21 protein-coding genes and 2 pseudogenes are annotated in these 26,617 nt (G+C 69.6%); 14 read left to right on the top strand and 9 right to left on the bottom strand.

Annotation, left to right across the window (positions count from 1 at the left end; translation table 11 throughout):
• Nucleotides 1-170: 170 nt before the first annotated feature.
• A complete protein-coding gene (locus ACIBB8_RS08525) occupies nt 171-1,025 on the bottom strand; it encodes an NmrA family transcriptional regulator (RefSeq protein ID WP_398949769.1) in 855 nt (284 codons plus the stop codon).
• A gap of 81 nt (nt 1,026-1,106) precedes the next feature.
• Here ACIBB8_RS08525 and ACIBB8_RS08520 point away from each other — a divergent pair, with 81 nt between their 5' ends.
• Both ACIBB8_RS08520 and ACIBB8_RS08515 read left to right on the top strand, forming a co-directional pair.
• Nucleotides 1,107-2,078 (top strand): cupin domain-containing protein, encoded by a 972-nt coding sequence (locus ACIBB8_RS08520; RefSeq protein WP_398949767.1) that lies wholly within the window; start codon nt 1,107-1,109, stop codon nt 2,076-2,078.
• A gap of 21 nt (nt 2,079-2,099) precedes the next feature.
• Nucleotides 2,100-3,029, top strand: a complete 930-nt coding sequence (locus tag ACIBB8_RS08515; RefSeq protein WP_398949765.1) for a class I SAM-dependent methyltransferase — start codon at nt 2,100-2,102, stop codon at nt 3,027-3,029.
• An 11-nt stretch (nt 3,030-3,040) separates the two neighbouring features.
• Here ACIBB8_RS08515 and ACIBB8_RS08510 read toward each other — a convergent pair whose 3' ends face one another.
• From ACIBB8_RS08510 to ACIBB8_RS08495, 4 genes are all read right to left on the bottom strand, one after another.
• Nucleotides 3,041-3,523, bottom strand: a complete 483-nt coding sequence (locus tag ACIBB8_RS08510; protein ID WP_398949763.1) for an RICIN domain-containing protein — start codon at nt 3,521-3,523, stop codon at nt 3,041-3,043.
• Nucleotides 3,524-3,619: 96 nt separating this feature from the next.
• Complete coding sequence (locus tag ACIBB8_RS08505; RefSeq protein WP_398949761.1) at nt 3,620-4,456, bottom strand: aldo/keto reductase; 837 nt, start codon at nt 4,454-4,456, stop codon at nt 3,620-3,622.
• A gap of 187 nt (nt 4,457-4,643) precedes the next feature.
• Nucleotides 4,644-6,443: an AMP-dependent synthetase/ligase gene (locus tag ACIBB8_RS08500; RefSeq protein ID WP_398949759.1), complete on the bottom strand. Its 1,800-nt coding sequence runs from the start codon at nt 6,441-6,443 to the stop codon at nt 4,644-4,646.
• 299 nt (nt 6,444-6,742) lie between these two features.
• The gene (locus ACIBB8_RS08495) at nt 6,743-7,645 is read right to left on the bottom strand and encodes a LysR substrate-binding domain-containing protein (protein ID WP_398949757.1); all 903 of its coding nucleotides are present in this window, start codon (nt 7,643-7,645) and stop codon (nt 6,743-6,745) included.
• 116 nt (nt 7,646-7,761) lie between these two features.
• Here ACIBB8_RS08495 and ACIBB8_RS08490 point away from each other — a divergent pair, with 116 nt between their 5' ends.
• Nucleotides 7,762-8,805, top strand: a complete 1,044-nt coding sequence (locus tag ACIBB8_RS08490) for a bile acid:sodium symporter family protein (protein WP_398949755.1) — start codon at nt 7,762-7,764, stop codon at nt 8,803-8,805.
• Nucleotides 8,806-8,920: 115 nt separating this feature from the next.
• Here the strand turns inward: ACIBB8_RS08490 and fdhD are convergent, their stop codons facing one another.
• Together fdhD and ACIBB8_RS08480 are read right to left on the bottom strand one after the other, a co-directional pair.
• Nucleotides 8,921-9,769, bottom strand: a complete 849-nt coding sequence (gene fdhD, locus ACIBB8_RS08485; protein ID WP_398949753.1) for a formate dehydrogenase accessory sulfurtransferase FdhD — start codon at nt 9,767-9,769, stop codon at nt 8,921-8,923.
• Nucleotides 9,770-9,774: 5 nt separating this feature from the next.
• Nucleotides 9,775-9,918: pseudogene (locus ACIBB8_RS08480) on the bottom strand (Fe-S-binding domain-containing protein); the annotation flags it as partial.
• A gap of 238 nt (nt 9,919-10,156) precedes the next feature.
• Here ACIBB8_RS08480 and ACIBB8_RS08475 point away from each other — a divergent pair.
• On the top strand, nt 10,157-11,113 hold the full coding sequence (locus ACIBB8_RS08475) for a beta-ketoacyl-ACP synthase III (protein WP_398949751.1): 957 nt from the start codon (nt 10,157-10,159) through the stop codon (nt 11,111-11,113).
• A 66-nt stretch (nt 11,114-11,179) separates the two neighbouring features.
• On the top strand, nt 11,180-11,833 hold the full coding sequence (locus tag ACIBB8_RS08470; protein WP_398949749.1) for a GntR family transcriptional regulator: 654 nt from the start codon (nt 11,180-11,182) through the stop codon (nt 11,831-11,833).
• A gap of 147 nt (nt 11,834-11,980) precedes the next feature.
• Here the strand turns inward: ACIBB8_RS08470 and ACIBB8_RS08465 are convergent, their stop codons facing one another.
• On the bottom strand, nt 11,981-12,859 hold the full coding sequence (locus ACIBB8_RS08465) for a sigma-70 family RNA polymerase sigma factor (RefSeq protein ID WP_398949747.1): 879 nt from the start codon (nt 12,857-12,859) through the stop codon (nt 11,981-11,983).
• 94 nt (nt 12,860-12,953) lie between these two features.
• Between ACIBB8_RS08465 and ACIBB8_RS08460 the strand changes: the two genes are divergently transcribed.
• Nucleotides 12,954-13,403 carry a carboxymuconolactone decarboxylase family protein gene (locus ACIBB8_RS08460; protein ID WP_383063226.1) on the top strand — a complete coding sequence of 150 codons (450 nt, stop codon included), beginning with the start codon at nt 12,954-12,956 and terminating at the stop codon, nt 13,401-13,403.
• A 267-nt stretch (nt 13,404-13,670) separates the two neighbouring features.
• On the opposite strand, the gene ACIBB8_RS08455 is transcribed toward ACIBB8_RS08460, so the two are convergent.
• Complete coding sequence (locus tag ACIBB8_RS08455; protein WP_398950094.1) at nt 13,671-14,336, bottom strand: fascin domain-containing protein; 666 nt, start codon at nt 14,334-14,336, stop codon at nt 13,671-13,673.
• A 509-nt stretch (nt 14,337-14,845) separates the two neighbouring features.
• Between ACIBB8_RS08455 and ACIBB8_RS08450 the strand changes: the two are divergent.
• The 8 genes and pseudogenes from ACIBB8_RS08450 to ACIBB8_RS08415 all read left to right on the top strand — a co-directional run.
• Nucleotides 14,846-15,034 (top strand): annotated as a pseudogene (locus tag ACIBB8_RS08450) (nitroreductase/quinone reductase family protein); the annotation flags it as partial.
• Between the two features lie 119 nt (nt 15,035-15,153).
• Nucleotides 15,154-16,335, top strand: a complete 1,182-nt coding sequence (locus ACIBB8_RS08445; RefSeq protein ID WP_398949745.1) for an ROK family protein — start codon at nt 15,154-15,156, stop codon at nt 16,333-16,335.
• Nucleotides 16,336-16,461: 126 nt separating this feature from the next.
• Complete coding sequence (locus ACIBB8_RS08440; protein ID WP_398949744.1) at nt 16,462-17,988, top strand: sugar ABC transporter ATP-binding protein; 1,527 nt, start codon at nt 16,462-16,464, stop codon at nt 17,986-17,988.
• Nucleotides 17,985-19,034 (top strand): ABC transporter permease, encoded by a 1,050-nt coding sequence (locus tag ACIBB8_RS08435; protein ID WP_398949742.1) that lies wholly within the window; start codon nt 17,985-17,987, stop codon nt 19,032-19,034. Before ACIBB8_RS08440 ends, ACIBB8_RS08435 begins: the two co-directional genes overlap by 4 nt.
• A gap of 82 nt (nt 19,035-19,116) precedes the next feature.
• Nucleotides 19,117-20,154 carry a substrate-binding domain-containing protein gene (locus ACIBB8_RS08430; protein ID WP_398949740.1) on the top strand — a complete coding sequence of 346 codons (1,038 nt, stop codon included), beginning with the start codon at nt 19,117-19,119 and terminating at the stop codon, nt 20,152-20,154.
• A gap of 70 nt (nt 20,155-20,224) precedes the next feature.
• Entirely contained in the window at nt 20,225-21,454 is a 1,230-nt protein-coding gene (locus tag ACIBB8_RS08425) for a Gfo/Idh/MocA family protein (protein ID WP_398949738.1), read from the top strand.
• 12 nt (nt 21,455-21,466) lie between these two features.
• The gene (locus tag ACIBB8_RS08420) at nt 21,467-22,471 is read left to right on the top strand and encodes a sugar phosphate isomerase/epimerase family protein (RefSeq protein WP_398949736.1); all 1,005 of its coding nucleotides are present in this window, start codon (nt 21,467-21,469) and stop codon (nt 22,469-22,471) included.
• A gap of 391 nt (nt 22,472-22,862) precedes the next feature.
• Nucleotides 22,863-26,576: a ThuA domain-containing protein gene (locus ACIBB8_RS08415; RefSeq protein ID WP_398949734.1), complete on the top strand. Its 3,714-nt coding sequence runs from the start codon at nt 22,863-22,865 to the stop codon at nt 26,574-26,576.
• Nucleotides 26,577-26,617: the final 41 nt, after the last annotated feature.

Here is a 26,617-nt window from a genome sequence, read left to right as displayed (position 1 = left end):
ACGCCCCCGCCCGCGCAGGCGGCAGACCGCAGGTTCAGGCAACCCCCCCTGCGGGCGGGCTGCCTGAACCTGCCCGACAGGGGTTTGGCCGTCCGTGTCCCGCGCGTCATCAGGGCGCGCAGGCCGCATCGGTTCGCCCGCGTCGGCCGGGGGTCCGGCAGATGACCCCCTTACGCCACCGTCCAGGCCCCGTCCTCCGCGGCCTCCCGCGCGAACGTGCCGAAGTCCTTCGGAGCCCGTCCCAGCACGCGCTCCACCCCGTCCGTCGTGCTCGCGTTGTGACCGTCCAGCAGCGTCGTGAACAGCTCCGCCAGGAAGCCCGCTTCGGGCCCCGGCATGCCGAACTCCTCCAAAGCCGCCGCGTACTGAGACTCCGTCACCGATACGTAGCGCACCTCGCGTCCCACGGCCCGCGTGAGCTCCGCCGCCACCTCGTCGAAGGTCAGCAGCCGAGGTCCGGTCAGTTCGTGCACCAGGCCCTCGTGGCCCTCCTCGGTGAGCGCGGCGACCACCACGTCAGCCAGATCGTCGGCATCGACGAACGGCTCAGCGGTCCCGCCCGCCGGGAACACCACCTCACCGCCGAACACCCCGTCCAGCAGCGCGCCCTCGCTGAAGTTCTGCGCGAAGAACGCCGACCGTACGACGGTGAGCGTTGCCCCGGCCGCCGCCCCCCGCAGCTTCTCCTCCGCCACCACCGCCTGCGGTTCGCCCCGCCCGGAGAGCAACACCAGCCGGTGCACCCCGTTCTCCACCGCGATCCGCCCGAAGGCCGCCATCGCCTCCGGGGCACCGGGCGCCGCCAGATCGGGGTAGTACGCGACGTACGCGGCATCCACGCCCCGCAGGGCGGGCGCCCAGCTCGACTCGTCCGCCCAGTCGAAGCGGACCTCGCCATCGCGCGAGCCGGCCCGTACCGGCACTCCGCGGGCGGCGAGCCGCTCCACCACCCGGCGGCCCGTCTTTCCCGTACCGCTCGTCACCAACACTGTCTCGCGCTTCACGTTCTCCGTGTTCTGTGTCATGACTCAAGCGTCGCGGAGACGCTGCGCCCGGACCATGCGCGAACCGCTCAACCCCCTACGCGTACGTCTACGCTGCTGACCATGGACGCACTCGCCGGACTGCTCGACGGACCACGGGCCAGGGGGGCCTTCCTGCTGCGCATGGTGATGGAACCGCCCTGGTCCGTACGGATCGAGGACCGGGCGCCGCTCTGTCTGATGTCCATGACCCACGGCGAGGCCTGGATCGTCCCCGCAGGCGCGACGGACCCGGTGCTGCTGCGGCGCGGTGACATCGCCATCGCCCGCGGCCCGGAGCCGTACACCGTCGCTGACACCCCCGGCACCGCGCCGCACGCCCGGATCGGCCCCGGCGGCGTCTGCGGCACCCTGCGCGGCGAGCCGCTCTCGGAGTCCATGCAGCTGGGGGTACGCACCTGGGGCAACGCCCCTGACGGCGCGGCGAACATGCTCATCGGCACCTATCTGCTGGAGGGCGAGATCAGCAGGCGGCTCCTCGACGCCCTGCCCCCGCTGCTCCTCCTGCCCTCCGACACCCGAAGCGACCCCCTGCTGATGCTGCTCGACGCCGAGATATCCCGGGACGAGCCGGGCCAGAGCGTAGTCCTCGACCGGCTGCTCGATCTGCTGCTCATCGCCGTACTGCGCAGCTGGTTCTCCCGGCCCGGGGCCGAGGGACCGGCCTGGTACCGGGCGATGGGCGACCCGGTCGTCGGACAGGCGCTACGGCTGCTGCAGAACGAACCGGCGCACCCCTGGACAGTCGCCGCACTGGCCGCCCGGACCGGAGTCTCGCGGGCCGGACTCGCCCGCCGCTTCACCGAACTGGTGGGGGAGCCGCCGATGGCGTACCTGACCGGCTGGCGCCTGGCCGTCGCCGCGGATCTACTGCGGGAGACGGACGCCACCGTGGAGGCGGTGGCCCGGAAGGTCGGCTACAGCGGGTCGTTCGCCTTCAGCACCGCCTTCAAACGCGGCCGCGGCGTCAGCCCCCAGGAGTACCGGAGAGGCCACGGCTTGCCGAACCGGCAACAAAGTTCGCCACCTGCCTGAGGACCGGCGAGGCTTGTCCGCATGACGAAGCACGCCGATCACAGCCCTCATCACGGCAGCACCCACGACCGGCCCGACCGTACCGGGCACAGCCACCACCACGACACCACCGACCTCGACTGGGACGTCATGGGTCCGCAGCTGGAGCGGAACGGCGAGCTCAGCAGCCCCCAGTACGCGGCGGCGGCCCACTGGATCGCCGGACTGCCCACCGCCCCGCAGGTACGCAGGGTCCTCGACATCGGCAGCGGACCCGGCGTGATCTCCTGCCTGCTCGCCCAGGAGTTCCCCGAGGCCGAAGTCGTCGCCGTGGACAGCACTCCGGCACTCCTCGAGCGCACGCTGGCCCGCGCCCAACGCCTCGGACTCGGCGATCGCGTCCGTACCCTGCACGCCGAAATCCCCGACGAGCTGACCAAGTTGGGAGAGGCGGACCTGATCTGGGCGGGCAACGCCCTGCATCACATGGGAGACCAGCGCGCCGTCCTCGCCGGCTTCGCCGGACTGCTGCGCCCCGGCGGGACCGTCGCCCTCGTCGAGGGCGGGCTGCCGCCCCGTCAGCTTCCGCGCGATATCGGCATCGGCCGGCCCGGCCTGGAGGCCAGGCTCGACGCGATCACCGCGGAGTGGTTCGAGGAGATGCGGGCGGCGCTCCCGGACGCCACGCGGGAGATCGAGGACTGGAGTGCCCTGTTCGCCGCGGTGGGGCTGGCCCCGCAGGGCACTCGCAGTTTCCTGCTCGACCTGCCCGCACCCCTCTCCGACCGGGCGCGCAAGCATGTCATCGCCGAATTCGCCCGCCGCCGCGAGATGTTCGCCGGGGAACTCGCCGCCGACGACCTCACCACACTCGACCGGCTGCTCGACCCCGAGGACCCGGCCGGACTGCACCACCGGCCCGACGTCTTCCTGCTGACGGCGCGTACGGTCCACCTGGCCCGACGGGGCTGACACTGCCGGTCCTAAGGGCTGTCCGGCACCGGCTCCAACTTCCACCACTGGCCGGGGGAGTCGGTGTCCTCCCCTTGCTGGACATTGGCGCCGTCCGCCGTGGAACTGTCGGCCACTTCCAGGACGAGTCCGCTGATGAAGCTGACCAGCGTCACGGTGCCCGGCGCGTCCAGGTGCTGTTCGATCAGCCACTCCTGGGCGCCGTAGTTGTTGGCCTTCCACTGCTGGACGTTGGCGCCGTCCGCCGTGGAGGCATTCGCGACGTCCAGCCGCTTGCCGCTGTGCGCATTGGTCAGGTGGTACAGCGCGGCACCCTCGTGTACGGGGGAGAGCTGCCAGTGCCGCCCGCCCGCCCCGTCCTGCTTGTCCGTGCCCTGCTGCACGTTGGCGCCGCTGCCCTTGGCGCAGCCGTCGACCTCCAGCAGCAGTCCGCTGCCCACATTGCGCAGCCGATACAGGCCTGGTGCGACAACGGGTGCGGTGTCCGCGCTCATGATGGTGTCTCCTCCGGGTTCACCCGCATGCAGACCGCCGCCCGGCGGGGGAGCCGGACGGCGGTCGTGCGTGATGCGGTCGTGCGACGGCTGGGCTCAGGCGCCCAGGTTGAACTCGCCAGGGTTCGGGCCGATGCGCTTGCCCTCGTCGAGCGCGGCGAACGCGGCCAGGTCGTCGGCGTCCAGCTCGAAGCCGAACACATCGATGTTTTCCGCGATCCGCGACGGTGTCACGGACTTCGGGATCACCACGTTGCCCGTCTGGAGGTGCCAGCGGAGCACAGCCTGCGCGGGTGTGCGACCGTGCTTCCGGGCGATCGCGACGACCGTCGGGACCTCCAGGAGGCCCTTGCCCTGTCCCAGCGGGGACCAGGCCTCGGTGGCGATGCCGTGCCGCGCGTGGAAGGCGCGTGACTCGGCCTGCTGGAGCTGCGGGTGCAGCTCGATCTGGTTGATCACCGGGACCACGGAGGTCTCGCCGAGCAGGCGCTCCAGGTGCTCCGGAAGGAAGTTGGAGACACCGATGGCCCTCGCGCGACCGTCGGTGTAGATCTTCTCGAACGCCTTGTACGTGTCGATGTACGCGTCCTTGGCAGGCACCGGCCAGTGGATCAGGTACAGGTCGACGTAGTCGAGGCCCAGCTTGTCCAGTGAGGCGTCGAATGCGCGCATCGTCGACTCGTAGCCCTGGTCGACGTTCCACAGCTTGGTGGTGACGAAGAGCTCCTCACGGGGGACGCCGGAGGCGGCGACGGCCTTGCCGGTGCCCTCCTCGTTCCCGTAGATCGCGGCGGTGTCGATGCTCCGGTACCCGGACTCGATGGCCGTCGCGACTGCCTTCGCGGCATCGTCGTCAGGCACCTGCCAGACACCGAAACCGAGCTGCGGCATCTCGACGCCGTTGTTGAGGGTGAGGGAGGGGACCTGGCTCACGAGCAGTCGATCCTTTGCGTCGTCGGTTGATATCCCCATAATCAACGATCACGAGGCGCCATGCATTCCCTGCCGACCGGCCCGTCCGTACCCCGTCAGCTCGGGACCGACGCAAGCAGGGCCCGACAGCGCTCCGGCCCTACGGCCTTCCTCGCGACAGGGAGTGGGCTCCCGACGCCCTGCGATCTCAGCGGTACAGCGCGTCCACCTCGACCGCGTACGCCGTCTCGATCGCCTTCCGCTTCAGCTTCAGCGACGGGGTCAGCAGGCCGTGCTCCTCGGTGAACTGATGCGCAAGGATCCTGAAGGTACGGATCGACTCGGCCTGCGACACCGCCGTGTTGGCGGCCACCACCGCCCGCCTGACCTCCATCTCCAGATCCGGGTCCCGCACGAGGTCCGCCGCGTTCATCGGCGGCCGCCCCTGCATGGTGAGCCAGTGGTCCACGGACTCCTGGTCGACGGTCACCAGCGCCGCGATGTACGGCCTGTCGTTGCCGACCACGATGCACTGCGCCACCAGCGGATGGGCCCGCACCCGCTCCTCCAGACCAGCCGGCGACACGCTCTTTCCGCCCGATGTCACCAGGATCTCCTTCTTCCGCCCGGTGATCGTCAGATAGCCGTCCTCGTCGAGCGCACCCAGGTCGCCGGTGGCCAGCCAGCCGTCGTGCAGCACCGCGGCGGTGGCCTTCGGGTTGCCCAGGTAGCCGCCGAAGACCTGGGCGCCGTGCACCCACACCTCGCCGTCGTCGGTGATGTGCACGGTGGTGCCGGGGATCGGCTGCCCGACCGTGCCGTACCGGGTGCGCTCCGGCGGATTGGCGGTGGCCGCCGCCGTGGACTCGGTCAGTCCGTACCCCTCGTACACCGTGACGCCGGCGCCCTCGAAGAACAGACCGAGCCGCCGCTCCATCCCCGAGCCGCCCGACATGGCGTGCCGGACCCGGCCGCCCATCGCGTCGCGGACCTTCTTGTACACGACCTTGTCGAAGAACTGGTGCTGCATCCGCAGCGCCGCGGAAGGGCCGGGGCCGGTCCCGAACGCCCGGTGCTCCATCGCCTCCGCGTACTTCACCGCTACGTCCACGGCCTTGTCGAAGGGCCCGATCCTGCCCTCCGCCTCGGCCTTGCGCCGTGCGCCGTTGAAGACCTTCTCGAATATGTACGGAACCGCCAGGATGAATGTCGGCCGGAACGACACCAGGTCCGGCATGAGCGCCTTCGCCGACAGCTCCGGCTGATGGCCCAGCTTCACCCGGCCACGGACCGCCGCGATCTCGACCATCCGGCCGAAGACGTGCGCCAGCGGCAGAAAGAGGAGCGTGGCGGCCTCGTCGCCCGGCTTGGAGTGGAAGACCGACTCCCAGCGCAACGCCATCGTGTCCGTCTCGAACATGAAGTTGGCGTGCGTGATCACGCAGCCCTTGGGGCGGCCCGTGGTGCCGGACGTGTAGATGACGGTCGCCACCGAATCGGGCATCACCGCCCGCCGGTGCCGGTGCACCACCTCGTCCTCGACAGGCACGCCCGCCTCGACCAGCTCGGTCACCGCGTCCGAGTCCAACTGCCAGAGCCGCTTCAGCTGGGGCAGCCGGTCGATCACCGAGGCGATCGTCATCGCATGGTCCTCGTGCTCGACCATGATCGCGGACACCTCGGCGTCGTGCAGCATCCAGAAGACCTGCTCGGCGGAGGAGGTCGGATAGACCGGCACGGACTGGGCGCCGACCGACCACAGCGCAAAGTCGAAGAGTGTCCACTCGTAACGGGTACGCGCCATCAGGGCGACTCGGTCACCGAACCGGACACCATGGGCGATCAGCCCCTTGGCGAGCGCGAGCACCTCGTCGCGGAACGTCGCCGCGCTGACATCACGCCAGTGTCCGTCCGCGTCCTTCCGGCCCAGTGCGACACGGTGCGGATCCTCCTCCGCGTAGTCGAAGACGGCATCGGCCAGCCCGCCTACCTGAGGCGCGACCGCCATGGGGGGGGACAGTGAACTCGCGCAATGACCTGCTCCTTGTGGCGCTCCGCACTGCGCCGTGACGCTACCCCACCGGGTGGCTCGGCGGGAGGGCCCGGAACGACCGGAAAGCGTGCCATCTGCACTGGTCAGCCACAGATATCCGGCCAGATGGGCAGGGCTCGGGCGCGCTTCTGACGGTGGGGTAAGTAGCTCGCGCCGGAATCTCCACCGGATCCGTACGCCTCGGCCACTCCCGTCAAGGCGGTCAGGGGGTGTTCCGGACCTGTGCTTCCCTTTCGCCCCGCGCACGCGTGCGGTCATGCGCCGTCGCTGCCGCTGATCGCGTTGATCCCGCCGATGCCACGGATCAGCCGGTCGCCGCCCGCCAGGATCGCTGCCGCGAGCGCGTCCGCCGCCTCCTGCGCCGCATCCCGGCGGCGGCCGTGCAGCAGGACGAAATCCACGTCGCCGAGTTCCGGCAGCCCCGCCCTGGCCGGTACGGGCGTCAGTCCCGGCGGGATGAGCCCGCGGGTGTGCGCCATCACGCCGAGACCGGCGTGGGCCGCCGCGACGAGTCCGCTGAGGCTCGTACTCGTACAGGCGATCCGCCAGGACCGGCCGTGCTCCTCCAGCACCTCCAGGGCGCGGGCCCGGGTGAGGCCCGGCGGCGGGAAGAGAATCAGCGGCACCGGGCGGTCCGGGTCGATCCGCAGGTGCGGTGCGCCGATCCAGGTCAGTGCGTCCTGCCAGACCAGTTCGCCGTGCGTGTCACCGGTCCGCCGCTTGGCGAGGACGAGATCGAGCCGTCCCGCCGCCAACTGCCGGTGCAGCGTCCCGGAGAGCTCCACGGTCAGCTCCAGCTCGACCTCCGGATGGTCGCGGCGGAACGACTCCAGGATCTCCGGCAGCCGGGTCTGCACGAAGTCCTCGGACGCCCCGAATCGCAGCCGCCCGCGCAGCCGCGTTCCGGTGAAGAACGCCGCGGCCCGCTCGTGGGCCTGCAGGATCGTCCGCGCGAAGCCCAGCATCGCCTCACCGTCCACGGTGAGATCGACCCGGTGCGTGTCCCGCGTGAACAGCTGGCGCCCGGTCGCGTCCTCCAGCCGCCGCACGTGCTGACTCACCGTGGACTGCCGCACGCCCAGCCGACGGGCGGCCTGGGTGAAGCTCAGCGTCTGGGCGACGGCAAGAAAGGTACGGAGCTGTGCAGGATCGTACATAGCGTCAAGCTATCGCGAATCATGATGACAGTGAGAGCGGTATGCCGGATTCCCGATCGCCCTGATCGAGAGCAGGATGAAGAGGGCACGACCTGAACGAGAGACACGTGGAGCACATGAGCCGCACCTTCAAGCTGCCGTCCTGGCTGCCGATCGACCCGTACATCCTGGCGCTGATCGGCACGGTCGCGCTCGCGGCGCTGCTGCCCGCATCGGGGGCCGCCGCGGAGGTCGCGGACGGCGCGTCGACCGGAGCGGTAGCCCTCCTCTTCTTCCTGTACGGCGCCCGCCTCTCGACCGCCGAGGCGCTCGACGGCCTCAAGCACTGGCGGCTCCACCTCACCGTCCTGATCTGTACCTTCGTCGCGTTCCCGCTGCTGGGACTGGCGGGCAAGGGGCTGGTTCCGTACGTCCTGACCCCGCAGCTCTACACCGGCTTCCTCTTCCTCTGCCTCGTCCCGCCGACCATCCAGTCGTCGATCGCCTTCACCTCGATCGCCCGCGGCAACGTGCCGGCGGCGATCTGCGCGGGCTCCTTCTCCTCGATCGCCGGGATCTTCCTCACCCCGCTGCTCGCCGCAGCGCTGCTCGGCAACAGCGGAGGCGGATTCTCGGCCGACGCGCTGCTGAGGATCGGGGTCCAGCTGCTGCTCCCGTTCATCACCGGGCAGCTGCTCCGCCGCTGGATCGGCGGCTTCCTCACCCGACACAAGAAGGTCCTCGGCCGTGTCGACCGGGGCTCGATCCTGCTGGTCGTCTATACGGCTTTCAGCGAGGGCATGGTCGCCGGTATCTGGCACCAGGTCACCCCGGCTAGGCTCGGTGCGCTGCTGGCCGCCGAAGCGCTGCTGCTCGCGCTGATGCTCACGCTGACCTGGTACGGGGCGAAGCGGCTCGGCTTCGACCGAGGCGACCGGATCGCCATCCAGTTCGCCGGTTCGAAGAAGAGCCTGGCATCCGGACTCCCGATGGCCAGTGTGCTCTTCGGGGCGCACGCCGGCTTCGCCGTGCTGCCCCTGATGCTCTTCCACCAGATGCAGCTGATGGTGTGCGCGGTGATCGCGAAGCGGCGCTCGCGGGATCCGCAGGACGGACTCCGGGAGCGCCCGGGCATTCCGGCGAGCGGTGCGGTGGCCGAGGAGCCCCTTTTGGCGGGCTGACGCGCTCGCCCGAACCCGAAGGCGCCGATGACGGACGCCATGGAAGCGGGACAGGCCGGCGCAGGGGGCCCTCCCCGCCGGCCGGACCCCTGGCCCGTGTCACGGGCCGGGCACCTCAGGCCTGGCCGACCGTCGTCTCCAGGGCGATGCGGTGCTCACCCGCGTACACGTTCATGGATGGGCCCCGCAGAAATCCGACCAGGGTCAGTCCGGTCTCCGCCGCCAGATCCACGGCGAGCGACGACGGCGCCGAGACCGCAGCGAGCACCGGGATTCCGGCCATCACCGCCTTCTGCGCCAGCTCGAAGGAGGCCCGCCCGGACACCAGCAGAATCGCGCGGGACAGCGGTAGCCGGTCGTCGGTCAGGGCCCGGCCGACAAGCTTGTCCACGGCGTTGTGCCGGCCGACGTCCTCCCGGATGTCGAGCAGTTCCCCCGTCTCGGAGAACAGCGCCGCCGCATGCAGGCCTCCGGTCCGGTCGAAGACCCGCTGCGACTCGCGGAGCCGGTCGGGGAGAGCCGAGAGCAGCGCGGGCTCGACCCGGACCGGGGGAGTGTCGGCGATCGGGTGCCGGGTGGTGGTGCGGACCGCGTCGAGGCTCGCCTTGCCGCAGAGCCCGCAGGAGGAGGTCGTGTAGACGTTGCGTTCGAGTGTGATGTCGGGGACCTGCACACCGGGCGCGAGCTTCACATCCACCACGTTGTACGTGTTCACGCTGTCCGCCGTCGCCCCCGCGCAGTACACGATCGACTGCACCTCGGAGCCGTCACCGATCACGCCCTCGCTGACCAGGAAGCCCGCCGCCAACGCGAAGTCGTCGCCCGGCGTGCGCATGGTGATGGCGAGCGGTCTGCCGTTCAGCCGGATCTCCAGGGGCTCCTCGGCGACGAGGGTGTCGGGGCGCGTGGAGACCGCCCCGTCCCGGATGCGGATGGTGCGGCGGCGCTCGGTGACCCGTCCCATGGCGGCTAAACCCGATTCTGTACGTGGTGGAAGCCGAAGCGGCCCTTGATGCACAGGTTGCCATGGGTCACCGGGTTGTCCTGCGGAGAGGTGACCTTGACGAGCTCATTGTCCTGCACATGGAGTGTGGCGTACGCGACACACCCGACGGCGCGCTCGGACGGCAGTGTGACGCGGACGCCGTCCCGCCGCATCGCGGCCAGATGCGGCCCGCGGCGATGGGATGGGACGGGTCTCGGCGCGTCTGCAGTATGCGTTCGGTCGTCAAGGGTGTTGTCAAGCCTCCAAGCCTCGGCCGGTAATCCTGTGGGATCACGTGCCCCCGTACCGGGCGGTAGCCACCAAGACTGGGTAGTTCCTGCCATACGTAGCGAGGGGAACCTCTACATGACCGGCTCACGTGTCGTGGCGCTCGGCCACTATCAGCCCGCCAAGGTGCTCACCAATGACGACCTGGCGGCCATGGTCGACACCAGCGACGAGTGGATCACCAGTCGCGTCGGGATCAAGACCCGCCATGTGGGAGGCCCTGACGAGCCGGTGGACGAGATGGCCGCGCACGCGGCGGCCAAGGCGCTCGCCACGGCCGGACTCGACCCCGCCGACATCGATCTGGTCCTCGTCGCGACCTCCACCGCGATCGACCGTTCGCCCAGCATGTCCGCGCGCGTGGCTGCCCGCCTCGGCATGGCTTCGCCCGCCGTCATGGACATCAACGTGGTCTGCTCCGGGTTCACCCACGCCCTCGCCACCGCCGACCATGCGATCCGGGCGGGCGCCGCGACCCGTGCGCTGGTGATCGGCGCCGACAAAATGGCCGACATCGCCGACTGGACCGACCGCTCCACCTGCGTCCTGCTCGGCGACGGTGCGGGTGCCGCAGTCGTGGTCGCGGACCCGCAGGGCGGAGCGGACGCCGCGCCCGGAATCGGCCCCGTGCTCTGGGGGTCGGTGCCGGAGATGGGCCGCGCGGTCCGGATCGAGGGGACGCCGCCGCGCTTCGCCCAGGAGGGGCAGTCCGTCTACCGCTGGGCCACCACCCAACTGCCGCCCATCGCGCGCAAAGTGTGCGAAAAGGCAGGGATCGCCCCCGAGGATCTGGCCGCGGTGGTACTGCATCAGGCCAATCTGCGGATCATCGAACCGGTCGCCAGGAAGATCGGTGCGGTCAACGCGGTCATCGCCCGGGATGTCGTGGATTCCGGCAATACGTCCGCCGCTTCGATCCCCATGGCCCTGTCGAAACTGGTGGAACGCGGCGAGGTCGACAGCGGCGCTCCGGCACTGCTTTTCGGGTTCGGCGGGAACCTCTCGTACGCGGGTCAGGTGATCCGTTGCCCCTGACTCCCATGGCGCTCGTAGACTGTAGACGATAAGCAATTGCTCGTCGCCCGGAGAGGGACGGCGACGTTGTCCACAGGACTACCGCAGGGGGCCCTGCCAAAGCTGGAACGGCCCGGTCCGCTGCGCGAGCGTGTCTATGAGGCGCTGCTCGAACTGATCACCACGCGTGCGCTCCGCCCCGGCCGGCATCTGGTCGAGAGTGAGCTGGCGGGGCACCTCGGTGTGTCCCGGCAGCCGGTGCGCGAGGCCTTGCAGCGACTGAACACCGAGGGCTGGGTCGATCTGCGTCCCGCCCAGGGCGCGTTCGTCCATGAACCCACCGAGGAGGAGGCGGACCAGCTGCTCTCGGTCCGCACCCTGCTGGAGGCCGAGGCCGCCCGGCTGGCCGCGGCCAACTCCGGCACGGCCGGCATCGCCGCCCTCGAAGAGCTCTGCGCCAAGGGCGAGCAGGCGGTTGCCGACGACGATGTGGATCTCGCCGTCGCCACCAACGCCGCCTTCCATGCCAAGGTCATGGAGCTGGCGGGCAATGTAGTGCTCGCCCAGCTCGCCGGACAGGTCGACCGCCGGGTCCGCTGGTACTACACACCGGTGGCCCGCCGGCGCGGCACCCGGTCCTGGATCGAACACCGCTCGCTGACCGCGGCGATCTCCTCGCGGGACGAACAGCGGGCCGCGGAGATCATGCGGGCGCACACGGAGCAGACGCGCAAGCCGTGAACGCACCCCACCTCGTCGCCCTCGTCCGGGCCGGGGCCCGCTTCGAACGCGGCCACCTCGTCGAACGCCACGAAGCCCCCGCAGCCTGAAACAGGTCAATGATCCACAGACCTTGGCCGCTTGGCAGCGACCTGCCCCGGCAGGGACTCACGCCGGATCCGGCAGGTCCATCAGCGCGAGCTTGGCCGGATCGATCACGACCGTGATGTCGGTGATCCGGCCGTCGACGACGGTGAACGCGAGGACCGAGAGCGGGGTGCCGTCCTCGCGCCAGGAAATGATCCCCGGGAGGCCGTTGACGAGCACCGTCCGCCCCTGCGTGGCTGCGCTGGCGGACAGTTGCGCGCCGGCTGCGACCTTGGTGGCGCCGAGGGTGACGACCACGCCGGACGGGGTGTCGACGGTCAGTTTCACCTCGGGGTCGAGTACCCGCAGCAACTCCTCGAAGTCGCCGCGGCGAGCCGCCGCCAGGAAGGCCTGGACCACCTCTCGCTGCTCCCGTCCGACGCCGGTCGGTCGCTCAATCGTCTGCACCTTCCTGCGGGCGCGGCTGGCGAGCATCTTGGTGGCGGCGGTGGACTTGCCGAGGATCTGACCGATCTCGTCGAACGGCACCGCGAACAGGTCGTGCAGCACGAACGCCAGCCGCTCGCTCGGCCCGAGCGACTCCAGAACGACGAGGAGTGCGAGCCCGACCGAGTCGGCGAGCACCGCGTCGTCCTCGGGAGCAGGATTGTCGTCGAGCGTCACCACGAGCTCGGACAGACCGTCGTCGTAGGACGCCTCCGGGCGGGCCTGGCGCGATCGCAGGACATCGAGGCTGATCCGGCCGACCACCGTGGTCAGCCAGCCGGCGAGGTTGTGGATGGTCGCCGTGTCCTGGCGGGAGAGCCGCAGCCAGGCCTCCTGGACCACGTCCTCGGCGTCGGCGTGCGACCCGAGCATGCGATGGGCGACCGCGCGCAGCCGGTCGCGCTGGGCCTCGAACGTCTCGGCTATCGGGTCCGTCGGGCTGGTGTCGGACATGTTGTTACCTTCCTCGGCTCTGCTCCGTCACGGGTGATGACGGGCCCGGAGGGGTGCAGGTAACCGATGAACCACCGATGAAGGGGTAAGACCGATGGAAGCACGTGTGAAGAGCCCGGCCAATCCCGACGTGATCACAGCAATCCAGCACCTCTACAAGGCGATTCACGCCGGGGGCGTAGACAAGCACCTGCTGTCGCTGGTCCATCTGCGTGTCAGCCAGATCAACGGCTGCAGTCCGTGCGTCTTCGCCACGATCCAGTCGGCGAAGCAGGCCGGTGAGACAGACGAGCGGCTGCACAACGTGGTCGCATGGCGCGAGACGCCCTTCTACACCGATGAGGAGCGGGCTGCCCTCGCCTTGACCGAGGCCGCCACCCGGCTCCAGGACGGCGCACCGGGCGTCACCGACGAGATCTGGGACGCCGCCGCCGACCACTTCAGCGAGGAGCAACTGGGCGCGATCACCTTGGAGATCGCGATGACCAACTTCTTCAACCGGATCAACCGCACGGTCCGGGAGCAGGCTGGCAAGACCTGGTGAGTCGGGCGGGGCGTCATCCCCCTGGAGGCCGCGCCTTCCTAACGTCAAGGGATGACGCCCCCACAGACCGAAACTCCAAGGTCTGTGGCATTCGTGACAGGTACCCCGATCCACAGGTCTTGACTATTCCTCCCGTAGGACCAGTGGCGGTGCGTGGTGCGCGGCCAGGGGCCCCGGCTCCCGGGGCGAACTCGGTCCCGCAGGGCCCGCAACGGCAGCGCGGACCCCGGCGCCCGCTCTCCGCGGGCACCGGGGTCCGGCCGTACGTCAGGCGCCGAGGTGGTAGAGGGTGAACTCCTCCCAGGAGCCGGTGATCTCGGTCGAGCGGGCGCGCAGTGCGTACTGGAGCGACCCGGTGTAGTTGTTCTCCATGGCGACGAAGAGCCCGTTCAGCGTGGACTGGAGCGCCCAGCGGTCCAGTCCCTCGTTGTAGTACAGGAAGAACCGCTCCCAGCCGCCCACACTGGTGGAACGGGCGCGCAGCACGTTCTGCGCGCTGCCGGTGTAGTTCTTCTCGACCGCCACGTAGCGGTTGTTCGCCAGGGACTTCAGGGCGTACGTCGCGGAAGCCTCGTCCCACTCGAAGGCGAAGCCCTCCCAGGAGCCGCCGACCTCGGCGGACCGGGCCCGCAGCACACCAGTGTTTGGCGCGGCGTAGTTCACCTCGGTCGCGGCGAACTGACCGTTGCGGGCTGATTGCAGGGCGAGGAGCTCAGGCACCTCGGCCGTGGTGGAGACACCGCCACCGGCGGCGAACGGGGCCTGCCGGGTGCCTGTCTTCTCTGAGATCCGCGCCAGTTCGGCGCCGTCCACCGCCTCCCAGCCGCCGGGAACGGCGGCCGGTCCGTCGGCCCGCGGGGCGGCTCCGGCCGCGGGTGCAGCCAGCGTGGAGACCGCCAGAAGGGCACTCAGTGACAGAAAAACGGACGTGATGCGTCGCACAGGTCATCCTCACATGTCGTCAAAAGAATTCGGAGGCGGCGAGAAAACGGGCCTCGTCGGGTTTCCGGTCACCTTCTCCGGATATTCACGGCATGAACAGCGGCACAGGTCGTTGCGTGCGCCGGTAACTGTTCTCTCCGCATGGCGAAGCCGTCCCCGAATTAATCCCCACCCTCGACAACTACGGCCGACGCCCTCCCCGGGCGTTTCCGCAGCTGCTGCGCCACTTGGCGAAGCAGCCTCAGCGTAACGGCGGGATGCGATTTTCGACAATGATTTTACGGAATTCCGGAAGGTCCGGAAAGTAGCCGTGCTGCATGACGCATTCCGCATTTCTCCGTTAAGGCGAGCGAAACTCTTCGTTTCCTTCACGGCCACTTGTCGGGACTGCTGCCCGGAAATCGGCCGCGTCCGCGAAGCGCGGGTTCGGTTCGGGCGGGAGCCGGTGTGCCGTCCACGGAATTGCGGTCGTCCGTCCGTCGGCGGGCCTGCGCCTCTCTGTGGACTCGTGGTCCAGCCGGCTCTTGTGGCAACGCGGCGGTCGCCGAGGTCACCGGGGCCGCGTTCGTAAGCCGCGAGCGCGTCGACGAACATGCGCCGGCGAGGTGGGCGGGATGTTCGAGGGCGCCCCGCTCGTGCTGCTGACCACCACCGGCGCCCGGACCGGCCGGCACCGCTTTGTCCTCGGTGTGGAGAAAGTTGTAGTGGATTCCTGCGCAACTTCTTCCCACTCCCGGCAACCGCTGCTACGTTCCACTCGAAAGCCCGACGGACAGGCCGATGTGGCGGGGAGGGGCGCGTGAGACGTATGACGGCACGACCCGCGAATGCGCATCAGGCGCGACTGCTCCGGTTGTTGCGTGACGGAGGGCCCAACTCCCGGGCACAGCTGGGGGATCAGGTCGACCTCTCCCGCTCCAAGCTCGCCGTAGAGGTGGACCGGCTGCTGGAGACCGGACTCATCGTGGCCGACGGACTCGCCGCCTCCCGCGGCGGGCGTCGCTCGCACAACATCCGGCTCGCTCCCGCACTGCGTTTCCTCGGCGTCGACATCGGTGCCACATCCATCGATGTGGCGGTCACCAACGCGGAGTTGGAGGTTCTGGGTCACCTCAACCACCCCATGGACGTACGCGAAGGACCTGTCGCGATCTTCGAACAGGTGCTGTCCATGGCGGCCAAGCTCCGGGCCTCCGGACTCGCCGAAGGCTTCGACGGCGCGGGCATCGGCGTACCCGGACCGGTCCGCTTCCCCGAAGGTGTACCGGTCGCACCCCCGATCATGCCCGGCTGGGACGGCTTCCCGGTCCGCGAGGCACTCAGCCAGGAACTGGGCTGCCCCGTCATGGTCGACAACGACGTGAATCTGATGGCGATGGGGGAACAGCACGCGGGCGTCGCACGCTCCGTGGGCGACTTCCTCTGCGTCAAGATCGGTACCGGAATCGGCTGCGGCATCGTCGTCGGCGGCGACGTCTACCGCGGTACGACGGGCAGCGCCGGCGACATCGGCCACATCCAGGTCGAACCCGACGGCCGCGCCTGCGCCTGCGGCAACCGGGGCTGCCTGGAAGCCCACTTCAGCGGCGCCGCGCTGGCCCGCGACGCCGAGGACGCGGCGCGCGCGGGACAGTCGCAGGAGCTCGCCACCCGGCTGGAGGCGGCCGGGAAACTCACTGCCGCCGATGTGGCCGCCGCCGCGGCCGCCGGTGACGCCACCTCGCTCGACCTGATCCGCGAGGGCGGCAACCGGGTCGGCCAGGTCATCGCCGGACTCGTCAGCTTTTTCAACCCCGGACTGGTGGTGATCGGCGGCGGTGTGACCGGCCTCGGCCACACGCTCCTCGCCAGCGTCCGGACCCAGGTCTACCGGCAGTCCCTGCCGCTGGCCACCGGCAATCTCCCCATCGTTCTGGGCGAGTTGGGGCCGGCCGCCGGAGTGATCGGCGCCGCCCGGCTCATCAGCGACCACCTGTTCTCACCGGCCTGACCCTCGACCGGTACGCACCACCGAACCGCCCCCCGCCTCTTGTGGCCGGGGGGCCGGGGGGTGACCCCCGGAACAGCACTGCGCCCTGCCCGCTCACCGGCCCCGCACCCGCCGAGGGGATTTGTCATGGCATCAGAACCACCCCTGCTCACCATGTCCGGCATCACCAAGTCGTTCCCCGGTGTGCGCGCCCTCGACGGCGTGGACCTGGAGGTCCAGGCCGGCGAAGTCCACTGTCTGCTCGGCCAGAACGGCGCCGGCAAGTCCACCCTCATCAAGGTGCTCGCCGGGGCTCACCAGCCCGACGGCGGCGAGATCACCTGGCGCGGCGCAGCCGTCTCGCTCAAGTCGCCGATCGCCGCCATGCGTCTCGGCATCGCCACCATCTACCAGGAACTCGACCTGGTCGAAGGCCTCTCGGTCGCCGAGAACATCTTCCTCGGCCACGAACCCACCGCCGCCCGCTTCGTCGTCCGCACCCGCGAAGGGCGCGCGGCCGCCGCCGCACTGCTGAAGCGCCTCGGCCACCCCGAGATCGATCCCGCCCGTCCCGTCGGTGCGCTGTCCGCCGCCCAGCAGCAGATTGTCTCCATGGCGCGGGCGCTCTCCCACGACGTACGGCTCATCGTCATGGACGAGCCGTCCGCCGCCCTCGACCCCGACGAGGTCGCCAACCTCTTCCGAATCGTCGCCGGGCTCACCGCCGACGGGGTAGCCGTCGTCTACATCTCCCACCGCCTGGAGGAGATTCGCCGGATCGGTGACCGGGTGACCGTGCTCAAGGACGGGCGGGCTGTCGCCGTCGGGCTGCCCGCCGAGTCCACCCCTACGCGCGACATCGTTGCCATGATGACCGGCCGTAATGTCGAGTACGTCTTCCCGCAGCGCCCCGGCGCTCCTGCGGAGGACATCCGGCAGGACCCCGTGCTCACTCTCGAAGGACTCGCCAGGGAAGGCGAGTTCGCCCCCGTCGACCTGGAACTGCGGCCCGGCGAGATCGTCGGGCTCGCCGGACTCGTCGGATCCGGGCGCTCCGAGATCCTGGAGACGATCTACGGAGCCCGCAGGCCGAGCGCGGGCCGGGTCCTCGTCGGCGGGCGGCCGCTGCGCCCCGGCAGCGTCCGCGCCGCCGTCGCCGCGGGCATCGGACTCGCCCCCGAGGAACGCAAGGCGCAGGCCCTGCTGATGCTCGAATCCGTCACCCGTAACGTGTCGGTCTCCTCCATGTCCCGCTTCTCCCGGGCCGGTTGGCTCAACCGCGGAGACGAGCGCCGGGCGGCCCGCGCCGCCACCCGCGAACTCTCGCTGCGCCCCGACAACCCGGACACCCCCGTCCGCACCCTCTCCGGCGGCAATCAGCAGAAGGCCGTCCTGGCCCGCTGGCTGCTGCGCGGCTGCCGGGTGCTGCTGCTCGACGAACCGACCCGCGGTGTCGACGTCGGCGCCCGCGCCGAGCTCTACGCCGTGATCCGCCGGCTGGCCGACGAAGGCCTCGCCGTTCTGCTGGTCTCCAGCGAAGTGCCCGAAGTGCTGGGCCTCGCCGACCGGGTGCTGGTGCTCCGCGAGGGCCGCGTCGTGCATACGGCGGAGGCCCAGGAGCTCGACGAGCACCGTGTACTCGACCTCGTGATGGAAGGGAGCCCGACGTCATGACTCAGCCCGTTTCCTCGGCGCAGCACGGTGGGCCGGACAAGGCGGCCCCGCCCGCCCCCGCGGCGCTGCCGCCCTCGAAGGGCGGCGGACTGCGCGCCCTCGGGGTGCGCGCGGACGTCCGTAACCTGTCGCTGCTCGGCGTCCTCGCCGCACTGATCGCCGTCGGCGGTTTCACCGAGCCCGACGCGTTCCTGGACACCGGGAATCTGCAGCTGATCCTGACCCAGTCGTCCGTCATCGGCGTCGTCACCGTCGGCATGACGTTCGTCATCACCAGCGGCGGCATCGATCTGTCGGTCGGCGCGATGGTCGCGCTCGCCTCGGTCTGGGCGACCACGCTCGCCACCCAGGAGTACGGCTTCGCGGGGATCCTCTTCACCGCCGTGCTCGTCGGCCTCGGCGCCGGACTCGTCAATGGGGTGCTGATCGCGTACGGGAGGGTGGTGCCGTTCATCGCGACGCTGGCCATGCTCGCCTCGGCCCGCGGTCTCGCCCTGCTGATCACCGACGGCAAGACACAGATCGTCACCGTCCAGTCGGTCCTCGACCTGGGGCTGCCCGACTCGTACGTCCTCGGCATCCCGCCGCTGGTCATGGCCTTCGCCGCGGTCACCGTCATCGGCTGGCTGGTGCTGAACCGGACGACGTTCGGACGCCGCACGGTCGCGGTCGGCGGCAACGCGGAAGCGGCCCGCCTCGCCGGGATCGACGTGAAGAGGCAGCGGCTCTATCTGTATCTGCTCTCCGGGCTCTGCTGCGGCATCGCCGCCTTCATGCTGATCATCCTGTCCGGCTCGGGACAGAACACCAACGGCAACCTGTACGAGCTCGACGCCATCGCCGCCGCGATCATCGGCGGCACCCTGCTCACCGGAGGACGCGGCACGATCGTCGGCTCCGTCCTCGGTGTCCTAGTCTTCACCACCATCACCAATATCTTCGCGCTCAACAATCTGCAGAGCGATGTCCAGCAGATCGCCAAGGGCGCGATCATCGTCGCCGCCGTCCTGGTCCAGCGCCGAACCTCGGCCCACGGGGAGACCTGAGTCCCCGGGCTCTCCCCACTCCACCCCATCTCACCCACAGTTCCGCATGCCACCCACGCACCGGATGAAGGGTTCGACAGCCATGCCAGAAACCAGCCGCAGAGGACTGCTCTTCGGCACCGCAGCCGTCTCCGCGGGCGCTCTCCTCACCGCTTGCACCAGCAATGAGCCCAAGAAGTCGCAGCCCGCGCAGAGCAATCAGCCGGCTGCCGACGACAAGCCCGGCAAGCCCGTCACCATCGGCTTCGCCGGACCACAGGCCGACCACGGATGGCTCAACGCCATCAACGAGAACGCCAAGTCGCGGGCGGAGAAGTACTCCGAGGTGACCCTGGAGATCACCGAGGGCTCCAACGACACCGCCGCCCAGATCGGCCAGGTCAAGACCCTCATCAACAAGAAGGTCGACGTCCTCGTCATCCTCCCCGCCGACGGCAAGGCGCTCACCCAGGTCGGTCTGGAGGCGATGAAGGCGGGCATCCCCGTCATCAACCTGGACCGCATCTTCGCCTCACCGCAGGCCTACCGCTGCTGGGTCGGCGGCGACAACTACGGCATGGGTCTCAATGCCGGCACGTACATCGGCGAACAGCTCAAGGACAAGCCGAACGCCAAGGTGGTCGAGCTCGCGGGCATCGACAACCTGGAGCTCACCAAGCAGCGCAGCCAGGGCTTCGCCGACGCCCTCAAGAATTACTCCAACGTCAAGTTGGTGGCTCGTCAGGCCGCCGATTTCACCGTCGAGTCGGGCCAGGCGAAGATGGCTCAACTCCTGCAGGCGCAGAAGAAGTTCGACGCGCTGTGGAACCACGACGACGACCAGGGAGTCGGCGCGCTCCGCGCCATCCAGCAGGCCGGCCGGGACGAGTTCCTGATGGTCGGAGGCGCGGGCGCGAAGTCCGCGATGGACGCCATCAAGGCCGACAACAGCGTCCTGAAGGCCACGGTTCTCTACCCGCCGACGATGGCCGCGTCCGCGATCGACCTGGCGCGTGCCCTGGGGCAGGGCAAGGGCATCGGCGGGCTCTCCGAACTGGAGATCCCGACCAGCCTCACCCTCTACTCGGCCGTTGTCACCAAGGACAACATCGACCAGTACCTGCCGACGGGCTTCAGCTGATCCGCCGTCCAGGAGGGTGCTGACCCTCCTGCCGTGCGCCCACCGAACGACCGACGAGGAGGAAGCCCGTATGGCCCGTAGGGAAGAGACGGAGCAGGAGGCCGCAGCGCCGCCGACGATCGTGCCGAAGGCGACGCTCGGAGTCGGCATGGTCGGATACGCGTTCATGGGCGCCGCCCACTCACAGGGGTGGCGCACCGCCGGACACGTCTTCGACCTGCCGATGCAGCCGGCTCTCGCCGCGATCTGCGGACGCGACCGTACGGCGGTCTCCGCCGCCGCCGAACGGCACGGCTGGGCGGCGGCGGAGACCGACTGGCGTGCCCTGATCGCCCGGGACGACGTCCAGCTCGTCGACATCTGCACGCCCGGCGACAGTCATGCGGAGATCGCCATCGCCGCCCTGGAGGCCGGCAAGCACGTGCTGTGCGAGAAGCCGCTCGCCAACACGGTCGCCGAGGCGGAGGCCATGACGGAGGCCGCGGAACGGGCCAGGGTTCGCGGCCAGGTGGCGATGGTCGGCTTCAACTACCGCAAGGTGCCGGCGATCGCGTACGCACGGAAGCTGATCGCCGACGGCAGGCTCGGCGCCCTGCGGCACGTACGGGCCACCTACCTCCAGGACTGGCTGGTCGACCCCGACTCGCCGCTCACCTGGCGGCTCAAGCGCGAGCACGCGGGATCCGGTGCGCTCGGCGACCTCGGGGCGCACATCGTCGACCTTGCCCAGTATCTGGCGGGGGAGCTCCTGGTGGGGGTGTCGGCGGTCGCCGAGACCTTCGTACGGGAACGACCGCTGCTCGCCGGAGCGTCGGCCGGGCTCTCGGGCACCGCGGACAGCGGAGCACGCGGGGCGGTCACCGTCGACGACGCCGCCCTGTTCACCGGCAGGCTCGCCTCCGGAGCACTGGCCTCGTTCGAGGCGACCCGGATGGCGGCGGGCCGCAAGAACGCCTTAAGGCTGGAGATCAACGGCGAACGCGGCTCGCTCGCCTTCGATCTGGAACGCCTCAACGAACTGTCCTTCCACGACCACACCGAGCAGGTCACCACCGCCGGGTTCCGCCGCATCCTCGTCACCGAGCCCGCGCACCCGTACCTGGAGGCGTGGTGGCCGCCGGGCCACGCACTCGGCTACGAGCACACCTTCATCCACCAGGCCCGCGACCTGGTCACGACGATCGCCGAAGGGGCCGACCCCGTTCCGTCGTTCGCCGACGGACTTCAGGTGCAGCGGGTGCTCGCGGCGGTGGAGGAAAGCGCCGAGAAGAGCTCCGTACACACCCCCGTACCGTCCTAGGAGGTTCCGCGCATGCCCCGTCCTTTCACGCTCTTCACCGGCCAGTGGGCCGACCTGCCGCTGGAGGAGGTCTGCCGGCTTGCTCGGGACTTCGGTTATGACGGGCTCGAACTCGCCTGCTGGGGTGATCACTTCGAGGTCGACAAGGCTCTTGCCGACCCCGGCTATCTCGACGGGCGGCGGCAGTTGCTCGACAAGTACGGTCTGAAGTGCTGGGCGATCTCCAACCACCTCGTCGGCCAGGCGGTCTGCGACAACCCGATCGACGAACGGCATCAGGGCATCCTGCCCGCCCGGATCTGGGGCGACGGCGAGCCCGAAGGGGTACGGCAACGGGCCGCCGAGGAGATCAAGAACACCGCCCGCGCGGCCGCCGCCTTCGGGGTCCGTACCGTCATCGGCTTCACCGGCTCGTCGATCTGGCACCTGGTGGCGATGTTCCCGCCGGTGCCGCCGCGGATGATCGAGCGCGGTTACAAGGACTTCGCCGAGCGCTGGAACCCGATCCTCGACGTGTTCGACGCGGAGGGCGTGCGGTTCGCCCACGAGGTGCACCCCAGTGAGATCGCGTACGACTACTGGACCACGCACCGGGCCCTGGAGGCCGTCGGCCACCGGGCCGCGTTCGGGCTGAACTTCGACCCGAGCCATTTCGTCTGGCAGGACCTCGATCCGGTGGGCTTCCTCTACGACTTCCGGGACCGGATCTACCACGTGGACTGCAAGGAGGCCCGCAAGCGTCTCGACGGGCGCAACGGCCGTCTCGGCTCGCACCTGCCCTGGGGCGATCCGCGGCGCGGCTGGGACTTCGTCTCCGCCGGGCACGGTGACGTGCCGTGGGAGGACGTGTTCCGGATGCTCCGCTCGATCGACTACGAAGGCCCGATCTCGGTGGAGTGGGAGGACGCCGGGATGGACCGGCTGGCGGGCGCACCGGAAGCGCTTGCCACGCTGAAGCGGTACGACTTCGACCCGCCGGCTGCGTCGTTCGACGCGGCATTCGGGGGCGGCGACTGACGGCTTCTCCCCGGGGCTCCATCCCCGGACCTCCGCTCCTCGATCGCGCCCTTTGAGCACGTCCGGCGTGTGAGGGCCGGGGTCCGGGGCCGGAGCCCCGGCGGGGCGGGGCGGGTGGCGGACGGGTCTGCGCTGCCCGGCGACACGCGCGCCGCCGGGACGGTTCAGGCTGCCCAAAACCTCCTTTGTCCTGGCCCAGGAAAAAGTTCAACTTATCTCCTGCGCAAGGGCTTTCCACCTCGGACGAACCCGTCTACCGTCCCCTTGGTGTACACCACATGACTCGCGTCACCGGAGCCCCGCCAGGCCCTCGGTGACCTGCGCGGCAGTCCCCGCGCGGAACGGCACGGCAGCACTCGCCCGTACAACCGGCACTCTCCGGAGGACACTCGTGCACAGAACCAGAACCCGGCCCCGACTCCGAACATCCCTCGCCCTGCTCACCGGCGGCCTGCTCACCGCGACCACCCTCGCCTTGGGCGCCCCGTCCGGTGCGGCCGCATCGGTCCCGACCTCGCCGGCCGCGTCCGACGCGGCGGCGACCGAGGACTTCCAGCAGGTCACCCTCGCCAAGGGCGCCGCAGAGACCGGCGAACCCATGTCCCTGGCCGTGCTCCCCGACCGCAGCGTCCTGCACACCTCGCGCAACGGCGAGCTGCGGATCACCGACAGCGCAGGCAACACCAGGGTCTCCGGCGTCATCCCCGTCTACTCGCATGACGAGGAAGGCCTCCAGGGCGTCGGCATCGACCCGAAGTTCAGTGAGAACCGAGCGATCTACCTCTACTACGCGCCTCCGCTGGACACCCCGCCCGGCGACGCCCCGGAGACCGGAACCGCCGCCGACTTCGCCAAGTTCGACGGCGTCAACCGGCTCTCCCGCTTCGTCCTCAAGGAGGACGGCACCCTCGACCTGAGCAGCGAGAAGAAGGTTCTCGACGTCAAGGCGTCCCGTGGCATCTGCTGCCACGTCGGCGGCGACATCGACTTCGACGCGCAGGGCAACCTGTATCTGTCGACCGGCGACGACTCCAACCCGTTCGCCTCCGACGGCTACACGCCCATCGACGAACGCCCGAACCGCAACCCTGCGTTCGACGCCCGGCGCACCTCGGGCAACACCAACGACCTGCGCGGCAAGATCCTGCGGATCAAGGTCGCCGACGACGGCTCGTACACCATTCCGGACGGCAACCTCTTCGCGCCGGGCACGGACAAGACGCGCCCCGAGATCTACGCGATGGGCTTCCGCAACCCGTTCCGCTTCAGCGTCGACAAGGCCACCGGCATTGTCTACGTCGGCGACTACGGGCCCGACGCGGGCGCTGCCGACCCCAAGCGCGGACCGGCCGGAACGGTCGAGTTCGCCCGGGTGACCGAGCCGGGCAACTTCGGCTGGCCGTTCTGCACCGGGAAGAACGACGCGTTCGTCGACTACGACTTCGCGACGAAGACGTCCGGCGCCGCCTTCGACTGCAACGCCCCGAAGAACACCTCGCCGCACAACACCGGCCTGGTCGACCTGCCCCCGGCGCAGCCCGCCTGGATCCCGTACGACGGCGGTTCCGTGCCCGAGTTCGGCAACGGCTCCGAGTCGCCGATGGGCGGCCCCGTCTACCACTACGACCCGAACCTCGACTCACCCGTGAAGTTCCCCGAGTCGTACGACGGTGACTTCTTCGCCGGTGAGTTCGGCCGGCGCTGGATCAAGCGCATCAAGCAGGACGGCGACGGCACCGTCCAGTCCATCAACAACGTCCCGTGGTCCGGGACCCAGGTGATGGACATGGCCTTCGGCCCGGACGGGGCGCTGTACGTCCTGGACTACGGCCTCTCCTGGTTCGGCGGCGACGAGAACTCCGCGCTCTACCGCATCGAGAACGCCACCGGCGGCCACTCGCCCGTAGCCGAAGCCGCCTCCGACAAGACGTCCGGCGCCGCACCGCTGAAGGTGCAGTTCTCCTCGGCCGGCACCACGGACTCCGACGGCGACGCACTCACGTACGCCTGGGACTTCGGTGACGGCGGCACGTCGACCGCCGCGAACCCCACGTACACGTACAGGAAGAACGGCACCTACACCGCGACCGTCACCGCCAAGGACCCCACCGGACGCACCGGATTGGCGAGCGTTCATGTGACCGTCGGCAACACGGCACCCACGGTAAAGCTGGAACTCCCCGGTGACGGGCAGCTGTTCAGCTTCGGCGACAAAGTCCCGTTCAAGGTGACCGTCACCGACCCCGAGGACGGCACGATCGACTGCTCGAAGGTCGAGGTCCGCTTCGTACTCGGTCATGACAGCCACGGCCACCCGATCACCACGACCAACGGCTGCACCGGCACCATCAGCACCCAGATCGACGGCGGACACGACCCGAACGCCAACATCTTCGGAGTCATCGACGCCTCGTACACCGACGGCGGGGGCGGCGGCCAGGCCGCGCTCTCCGGCCACGCCCAGTCGCAGCTTCAGCCCCGCCACCGGCAGGCCGAGCACTTCACCGCGTCGTCCGGCATCAGGACGTACGACAAGGCGGCCGCGCACGGCGGCAAGACGGTCGGCGACATCGACAACGGCGACTGGATCGCCTTCAAGCCGTACATCCTCGGTGACTCCACCAAGCTCACCGCCCGGATCTCGTCCGGCGGCGCGGGGGGCTTCCTCGAAGTACGGTCCGGCTCCGCGACCGGCAAGATCCTCGGCTCCGCACCGGTCCCGGTGACCGGTGGCTGGGAGAAATTCCAGGACATCGACGTACCGCTGCGCGGCGTCCCGGGGAAGGCCACCGAACTCTTCCTGGTCTTCAAGGGCGGCGCCGGGGCGCTCTACGACGTCGACGACTTCGAGCTCTCCAACAGCGCCCCCGACCGGACCGCCAAGCGGGTCCTGGTCTTCTCGAAGACGGCCGGCTTCCGCCACGACGCGATCCCCGAGGGCATCGCGGCACTGAAGGAACTCGGCGCGACCAGCAACATCACCGTCGACTCCACCGAGGAAGCAGGCCAGTTCACCACCAGCAATCTGGCCCGCTACGACGCCGTCGTCTTCCTCTCCACGACCGGTGACGTCCTCAATGCCGACCAGCAGAAGGCGTTCGAGAACTACATCGCCACCGGCGGCGGCTACATGGGCGTGCACGCCGCCGCGGACACCGAGTACGACTGGTCGTTCTACGGCGGACTTGTCGGCGCGTACTTCGCCGGACACCCCGCGATCCAGCCCGTCACCGTCCGTGTCGAGGACCACCAGCACCCGGCGACCGCCCACCTCGACGACGCCTGGAACCGAACCGATGAGCTGTACAACTACCGCACCAACCCGCGCGACAAGGTGAAGGTCCTCGCCACGCTCGACGAGACGACCTACACCGGCGGCACCATGAAGGGCGACCACCCGATCACCTGGTGCCAGACCTACCAGGGCGGCCGCTCCTTCTACACCGGCCTCGGCCACACCAAGGCGTCGTACGCCGAACCTGCCTTCCGCCAGCTCCTCCTCGGCGGCGTCCGCTACGCGGCCGGACAGGTGAAGGCCGACTGCAAGCCGGACACCGGCTACCGGTCGATCTTCAACGGCAAGACGCTCGAGGGCTGGAAGCAGGCGGGCCCCGGGAAGTTCAACGTCGTCGACGGTGAACTCCGCTCCGACGGCGGCATGGGCCTGCTCACCTACCAGGCCAAGGAGCTGGGGTCGTACTCGCTGAAGCTCGACTGGAAGCTGGAGGGCGACGACAACTCCGGTGTCTTCGTCGGGTTCCCGGAGTCCGACGACCCCTGGTCCGCGGTGAACAACGGCTACGAGGTCCAGATCGACGCCACCGACGCCCCCGACCGCACCACGGGCTCCATCTACGGCTTCAAGGCGGCGGACATCAAGGCCCGTGACCAGGTCCTGCGGCCGCCCGGCCAGTGGAACAGCTACGAGATCAAGGTCCAGGGCGAACGGCTCCAGGTCTTCCTCAACGGAGTCAAGATCAACGACTTCACCAACACCGATCCCGTCCGCAGCCTGAAGAGCGGCTACATCGGCCTCCAGAACCACGGAGCCGACGACCATGTGTCCTTCCGCAACATCGAGTTGAAGGAGCTGCCCGCCGCCTAGTACCCCTCCCGGCAAGCTTTGCCCCGTCGCGCCGCCCAGCA

Source organism: Streptomyces sp. NPDC051286, from assembly GCF_044455345.1.
Lineage (GTDB): Bacteria > Actinomycetota > Actinomycetes > Streptomycetales > Streptomycetaceae > Streptomyces.
Note: the sequence above shows the minus strand (reverse complement) of the source record. Positions and strands in the feature narration are given on the sequence as shown.